At 52.8% G+C, this 6,901-nt stretch carries 7 protein-coding genes; all 7 read left to right on the forward strand.

Translation table 11 applies throughout. The features are described 5' to 3' along the window. On the forward strand, positions 1-732 hold a 732-nt coding region (locus VGC33_RS17230), incomplete at its 5' end, for a glycosyltransferase family 2 protein (RefSeq protein ID WP_331121997.1). Positions 733-1,439: 707 nt separating this feature from the next. Then, positions 1,440-2,501 carry a dTDP-glucose 4,6-dehydratase gene (gene rffG / locus VGC33_RS17235; RefSeq protein ID WP_331121998.1) on the forward strand — a complete coding sequence of 354 codons (1,062 nt, stop codon included), beginning with the start codon at positions 1,440-1,442 and terminating at the stop codon, positions 2,499-2,501. Between the two features lie 22 nt (positions 2,502-2,523). Beyond that, a complete protein-coding gene (rfbA, locus tag VGC33_RS17240; protein WP_331121999.1) occupies positions 2,524-3,399 on the forward strand; it encodes a glucose-1-phosphate thymidylyltransferase RfbA in 876 nt (291 codons plus the stop codon). Then, positions 3,396-3,926, forward strand: coding sequence for a dTDP-4-dehydrorhamnose 3,5-epimerase (gene rfbC, locus VGC33_RS17245; RefSeq protein ID WP_331122000.1), 531 nt, complete (start codon positions 3,396-3,398; stop codon positions 3,924-3,926). The genes rfbA and rfbC overlap by 4 nt, the downstream gene beginning before the upstream one ends. Before the next feature lie 2 nt (positions 3,927-3,928). Then, a complete protein-coding gene (gene rfbD, locus VGC33_RS17250; RefSeq protein WP_331122001.1) occupies positions 3,929-4,786 on the forward strand; it encodes a dTDP-4-dehydrorhamnose reductase in 858 nt (285 codons plus the stop codon). Positions 4,787-4,828: 42 nt separating this feature from the next. Then, positions 4,829-5,662, forward strand: a complete 834-nt coding sequence (locus VGC33_RS17255) for an ABC transporter permease (protein WP_331122002.1) — start codon at positions 4,829-4,831, stop codon at positions 5,660-5,662. Then, positions 5,652-6,901 (forward strand): ABC transporter ATP-binding protein (locus VGC33_RS17260; RefSeq protein WP_331122003.1); only part of this gene is annotated, 1,250 nt, incomplete at its 3' end. The genes VGC33_RS17255 and VGC33_RS17260, both read left to right, overlap by 11 nt.

Genomic DNA, 6,901 nt, shown 5'->3' on the forward strand with positions numbered 1-6,901 from the left:
GGCAAAGGCAATGTCGTCAGAAGAATGTTCGCCGATATCGAAGCCGATATCTATGTCATGGTCGACGGTGACGCCACCTACGATGCCGCCAGTTGCCCATTACTTATCAATAAGTTAATGGATGAACATCTTGATATGGTGGTCGGCGCGCGCCAGCATTCTGAAAAAGAGGCCTATCGTCCCGGCCATACCTTGGGCAACAAGGTCCTGACGGGCTGTGTGCAAACCATTTTCGGCGGTGATTTTACCGATATGCTCTCCGGATACCGGGTTTTTTCCAGGCGTTACGTGAAATCCTTCCCGGCCATGGCGAAGGGTTTTGAAATAGAGACCGAATTAACCGTGCACGCCCTGGAGCTGCGCGTTCCTTACGCTGAAGTGGTTACGCCGTACGACTCGCGGATGGATGGTTCCTCAAGCAAGCTAAGTACCTATAAAGATGGCATGCGCATCCTGAAAACCATTATAAAACTCTATTCGGTTGAACGGCCTTTCTTCTTTTACGGTATTTTGGCATTACTGTTAGCCATCAGCGGCGTGGTTTTCGCCATACCTTTATTTCATGATTATTTTGAAACCGGCCTGGTGCCAAGATTTCCCACGGCCATACTCTCCACCGGGCTAATGATTTTAGCCGCCATTTCATTTATCACCGGTATTTTATTGGAAAATGTGACGCTTGGGCATCGTGAAATGAAGATGTTGGCTTACCTTTCCATTAAAGGAAATTAAGAGTAGCCACCGCCGTAATCCCTATAAAACAGGCCGGACTTGGGTTCGGCCTTATCGTCTCTTGCTAATATTCACTGATAATTAGCTTGCTTAACAATTAACAAAAAACGTTGTTATCCTTGAACGCGCAAGACAGGACGCCGCACGTTCGGCACGGCCGGGTTGCGCCATCGGCGGTCGTTCCGTTTGATTTCAGTTAAGTCACAGTCTGGCGGCTCAAGCGCCGTCAATGATAAACTAGACAATACCTTATCCACTGCAAAAACGATTTCAATCCGGATTTTCCCTATTTTTCTTCTTGTCGCGCGTTGCTGTTACGCACGCGAGTTGGCTGTTTTGCAAGCACATTTGGGCTTCATTTCAGCATGTTCTTATATCCCGTCATTGATTAACTGATACATTAATGATGCTTTGTCTATTACTAACCTAATTATGTTGTGTATGATACAATTATTCGCCGTGCGGCAGAGGGCGACATCGGCCGGCGGATCAGTAAATGGTGTGAAAATCAAGGACGATGGGATGAGATTCCTTAATGCACATCAGCGTTAGTATTACTTAGCAATGTTAATATTTGCACAGGACAGTTCGCCGCCGTGGCGTTGGGTTTAGCTGGACGAGCCGGCTTGTGCACCAGACGGGTCCTGGCAGTACAATCTATTTTTGATGCAATCTTCCAGCAACAAGAAATAATGGATTCATTTTAAATGAAAATTTTAGTTACCGGCGGTGCCGGTTTTATTGGTTCCGCCGTTGTGCGGCACATCATCAGGGATACGCGGGATCAGGTTTTAGTGGTCGATTGTTTGACCTATGCGGGTAATCTTGAGTCCCTGGCCGAGGTCAATGGCGATCCCCGCTACGCGTTTGAGCGGGTCGATATTTGCGACCGCGCGGAGCTGGATCGGGTTTTTGCCCGGCACCAGCCTGACGCGGTCATGCATCTGGCCGCTGAAAGCCATGTCGACCGATCCATCGACGGTCCCGCGGCCTTTATGGAAACCAACATCATCGGCACCTATACCCTGCTGGAGGCGGCCCGGCATTACTGGCTGAGTCTGCCGGAAGCCGGGCGGGACGCGTTTCGTTTCCATCATATTTCAACCGATGAAGTGTATGGCGATTTGCATAATGCCGAGGATTTGTTTACCGAAACCACGCCTTATGCCCCGAGCAGCCCTTATTCAGCGTCGAAAGCGTCCAGCGATCATCTGGTGCGGGCATGGCACCGGACCTATGGGTTGCCGACCCTGGTGACCAACTGCTCCAATAATTATGGTCCCTATCATTTTCCTGAAAAGCTTATTCCCCTGGTGATCCTTAACGCCCTTGCCGGCAAGCCGTTACCGGTTTATGGCAACGGCGCGCAAATACGCGACTGGCTGTATGTGGAAGATCATGCCAGGGCCTTATATAAGGTGGTGACAACCGGCGGGGTGGGTGAAACCTACAATATCGGCGGCCACAACGAGCGCAGGAATATTGACGTGGTGCGGACCATTTGCCGTTTGCTCGATGAGATGGTGCCGGGCAAACCCACGGGACTGGCGCACTACGAAGATTTAATTACCTACGTCACCGACCGGCCTGGTCACGATCTGCGTTATGCCATCGACGGCGCCAAGATCAAGCGGGAGTTAGGCTGGCAACCGCTTGAGACCTTTGAAAGCGGCATTCGAAAAACCGTGGAATGGTATCTGAAGAACCGGACCTGGTGGCAGCGGGTTCAGGACGGATCCTACTCCGGCGAGCGTCTTGGCTTAAATTAAACGTTAGGAATCAGTGCATCTTATGAAAGGTATAGTTTTGGCCGGCGGTACGGGCACGCGTCTGTATCCGATAACCCGTGGGGTTTCCAAGCAGTTATTGCCCCTCTATGATAAGCCCATGATTTATTACCCGATCTCGGTATTAATGCTCGCCGGGATCCGCGATATCCTGATTATTTCAACGCCTGAGGATATGCCTTCGTTCCAGCGGTTGCTGGGTGACGGCAGCCGGTTTGGCCTGAATTTTTGCTATGAGATCCAACCGAGCCCTGATGGACTTGCCCAGGCTTTTATCATCGGCGAAAAATTTATCAATGGCGATCGCTGCGCGCTGGTGCTTGGCGATAACGTCTACTTCGGCCAGAGCTTCGGCGCCAAGCTTGAAACCGTGGCGGCCCGCACCACCGGCGCCACGGTTTTTGGTTATCACGTGGTCGATCCCGAGCGTTTCGGCGTGGTGGAATTTGACGAGCAGTTCCGGGTGTTATCCCTTGAGGAGAAACCGCTTAAGCCGAAATCCGAGTGGGCGGTTACCGGACTGTATTTTTACGATGAGCAGGTGGTGGAGCTGGCGAAGCAGGTAAAACCCTCCGCGCGCGGCGAATTGGAAATCACCACGCTTAACGAAATGTACCTCAAAAAAAATCAATTAAACGTCGAGCTATTAGGTCGTGGTTTTGCCTGGCTGGACACCGGTACTCATGAAAGCCTGATTGAGGCGTCGGTATTTATCCATACCATCGAAAAGCGGCAGGGTTTTAAAGTCGCGTGCCTGGAAGAAATTGCCTTTAACAAGGGCTGGTTAAATAAAGAGCAGGTCCTGGAAGAGGCGCGGTTAATGAGTAAAACCGAATATGGCCAATATTTGATCCAGATTGCCGGGGAAAAACGGTCATGAAAGTGCTTGATACCAAAATAGACGGCGTAAAAATCATCGAACCGAAAGTGTTTGGTGATGCGCGCGGCTTTTTTCTGGAAACCTTTGAGAAGCGGCGCTATCAGTCGTTGCTGGATATCGATTTGGATTTTGTCCAGGATAACCATTCGCGCTCGTCAAAAAACGTACTGCGCGGCCTGCATTTCCAGAAGACCAATCCGCAGGGCAAGCTGGTGCGGGTGGTGCGCGGCGAAGTATTCGACGTGGCGGTGGATATCCGCCGCGATTCCGCCACCTACGGCCAATGGGAGGGCGTGCTGCTTTCCGAGGAAAACAAGAAGCAGTTTTGGATCCCGCCCGGACTGGCCCATGGTTTTGTGGTGATCTCCGATATCGCCGATTTTGAATATAAATGTACCGATTATTATAACCCGCAGCACGAAGAGTGCCTGTTGTGGAACGATCCGGCGGTTGGCATTGCCTGGCCGGTAGCGCAGCCCCTGTTATCCGAAAAGGATAAATTGGGCAAGTTATTCAAGGATCTTTAAGCATGAAAGTTTTACTTACCGGGGCTAACGGCCAATTGGGCCGTTGTTTTCAGGATCGGCTTCCCGCCGGCTGGCAGATTATGGCGACCGACACCGACACGCTGGATATTACCGATGCCGCTCGGGTTGACCAAACCGTGGCGGACTTTCAGCCTGACCTTATCGTCAACGCCGCGGCCTATACGGCGGTGGACAAAGCGGAATCCGATGCCGCGCGGGCCGCGCTTATCAATGCCGTCGGGCCGGAAAACCTAGCGCGCGCCGCCCAGCGCGCGCGGGCGCGCTTTGTGCATATTTCAACCGATTATGTCTTTGACGGTACGTCAAGCACGCCTTATGTGGAAACCGACCCGACCCATCCCTTAGGGGTGTATGGCGCCACCAAGCTTGACGGTGAACGTGCCGTGATGCGGGTGTACCCGGAGTCCATTATTATCCGCACCGCCTGGGTATTCAGCGAGTACGGCAGTAATTTCGTCAAGACCATGCTGCGTCTGGCCGCTGAGCGCGATCAACTGAGTATTGTCGACGACCAGCGCGGTTGCCCTACCTATGCGGGTGATATCGCCCAGGCGATTATCACCCTCGCCGGCGAGAAACCGGCCGAAGGTGTTTACCATTTCTGCGGCGATCGCGAAGTCTCATGGAAGGAGTTTACCGATGAGATCCTGGCGTGCGCGGCCCGTCTAAACTTGCTGGCCTCTTTGCCGAGAGTGAAAGGCATCGGTACCGATCAATACCCTACCGCGGCGCAACGCCCGGGGTATTCGACGTTGTCATGCGAAAAAATAGCGCGTTACGGCATCCGTCCGTCGGACTGGGCCGGGGCGCTTGATTCCTGTATGGCAAAAATAGCGTAATAACCACGGCGGCATTTACTGCCGCCGTTTAAAGAGCTTTCAATGAATCCTCATACAGATAAACCCACCACACTTCTTTCCCTGACGGCCACGGCATGGAATAACCGGCAGCTGATTTACCAGATGGTCAAGCGGGATATCATCGGGCGCTACCGGGGTTCCTTTATGGGTATATTCTGGTCGGTGATCAATCCGATATTTATGCTGGCGGTATACACCCTGGTTTTTTCGGTGGTGTTCAAGGCGCGCTGGGGCGCCGGCGCGGTCACGAGTTCCAAAACGGATTTCGCCGTGATCCTGTTCGTCGGATTAATCATGCATACCTTATTTGCCGAGACATTGACCCGCGCGCCCACGCTGGTGCTGGCCAATGTCAATTATGTCAAAAAAGTGATTTTTCCCCTGGAGATCCTGTCGATAGTCTCGCTGGGCGGGGTGCTTTTCCACAGTATGATCAGCATGTTGGTGCTGATTACCGCTTTTTTTGTCTTTAATGGTTATCTGCACTGGACGCTTATTTTTACGCCGCTGGTGATGTTGCCGCTGGTGTTGCTTACCCTGGGCCTGAGCTGGTTCCTGGCGTCGCTGGGCGTGTTCGTGCGGGATGTGGGGCAGACCATTACCATTCTCATGACCATCGCGATGTTCCTTTCGCCGGTGTTTTACCCGATCTCCTCTTTACCCGAGAATATCCGTCCGCTGATCCTGCTGAACCCCTTGACCTTTATTATCGAGCAGGCGCGCGCGGTCCTTATCTGGGGGCAATATCCCGATTTTGCCGGCCTGGCATGGTATTCGCTGGTTGCGCTGGTGATCATGTGGCTGGGATATGCCTGGTTCCAAAAAACGCGTAAGGGATTTGCCGATGTCCTCTGATGATTTGGCGATAAAGATCGATGGCATCAGTAAATGCTATCAGGTGTATGAAAGCCCGGCCCGCCGCCTAAAACAATTTATCGTGCCGCGCCTGGATCATTATTTACACAAACCGCCGCGGGTTTACCATGAAGATTTCTGGGCGCTGCGCGATGTGTCGTTTGAGCTGCCGCGCGGCCAGACCATGGGCATCGTCGGGCGTAACGGCTCAGGCAAATCCACCCTGCTGCAAATCATTGCCGGCACCCTGTCGCCCACCGGCGGCGATGTGCAGGTGAATGGCCGCGTGGCGGCATTGCTTGAGCTGGGCGCCGGCTTTAACAATGATTTCTCCGGGCGGGAAAATGTTTACCTTAACGCGTCGCTTTTGGGGTTAAGCCGCGAGGAAACCAACAATAAGCTTGATGATATTCTCTCGTTCGCCGATATCGGCCGTTTTATCGACTCGCCGGTGCGCTCTTATTCCAGCGGGATGCTGGTGCGCCTGGCCTTTGCGGTGCAGGCCCAGATCGATCCGGAAATCCTGATCGTCGATGAAGCGCTGGCGGTGGGGGATGCCAAGTTCCAGGCAAAATGTTTTGCCCGTTTGAAAAAACTCAAGCAAAGCGGCACGTCGATCCTGTTTGTTTCCCATGCCACTGAACAAATCGTCACTCATTGCGACCGGGCGATGCTGCTGGACGGTGGCGAGATGAAAGAGATCGGCGCGCCGCGCGATATTGTTAATCGTTATCTGGATATTCTGTTCGGTAAGCAAAAGATCCATAACAGCGAACGCCAGCAGATGGTGGACCAGATCGATGAAGCGATTGAAGGCGAGGAAAGCCGCGCGGTACGAGAATCGCAATCGGACGTCGTTGGCCATGGCGGCACCGGTATCGCCGCGCTGCTAAACGGCGCTTATGCCGAGCGGCCGAATTATAACCCCGCGGAATACCGTTGGGGCGATCGGGCGGCGGAGTTTCTGGATTTCAATGTGCAGCAGGCGGGGGAAAATTATCCCGGCAGCCTGGTGCCCCGTGAAGAAATCAGGTTTTCATTCCGGGTGAAATTCCATGCAACCGTCGTGCGGCCGATCTTTGGTTTTGCGGTAAAAACCAAAGAAGGCATAACGATTTACAATACCAATTCGGAATGGCAATCGGTCGAATTAGTCGACGTGGCACAGCCAAACGAGGAAATGATCGTCTCGGTTACCATGCCGGTGATGCTGTTTGAAGGCGACTATTTTATTTCGGT

The organism is Acerihabitans sp., assembly GCF_036398755.1.
GTDB lineage: Bacteria > Pseudomonadota > Gammaproteobacteria > Enterobacterales > Enterobacteriaceae > Acerihabitans.

Coding starts and splice junctions, on each gene's coding strand:
- rffG (WP_331121998.1), top strand. CDS start 1,440: ATGAAAATTTTAGTTACCGGCGGTGCCGGTTTTATTGGTTCCGCCGTT.
- rfbA (WP_331121999.1), top strand. CDS start 2,524: ATGAAAGGTATAGTTTTGGCCGGCGGTACGGGCACGCGTCTGTATCCG.
- rfbC (WP_331122000.1), top strand. CDS start 3,396: ATGAAAGTGCTTGATACCAAAATAGACGGCGTAAAAATCATCGAACCG.
- rfbD (WP_331122001.1), top strand. CDS start 3,929: ATGAAAGTTTTACTTACCGGGGCTAACGGCCAATTGGGCCGTTGTTTT.
- VGC33_RS17255 (WP_331122002.1), top strand. CDS start 4,829: ATGAATCCTCATACAGATAAACCCACCACACTTCTTTCCCTGACGGCC.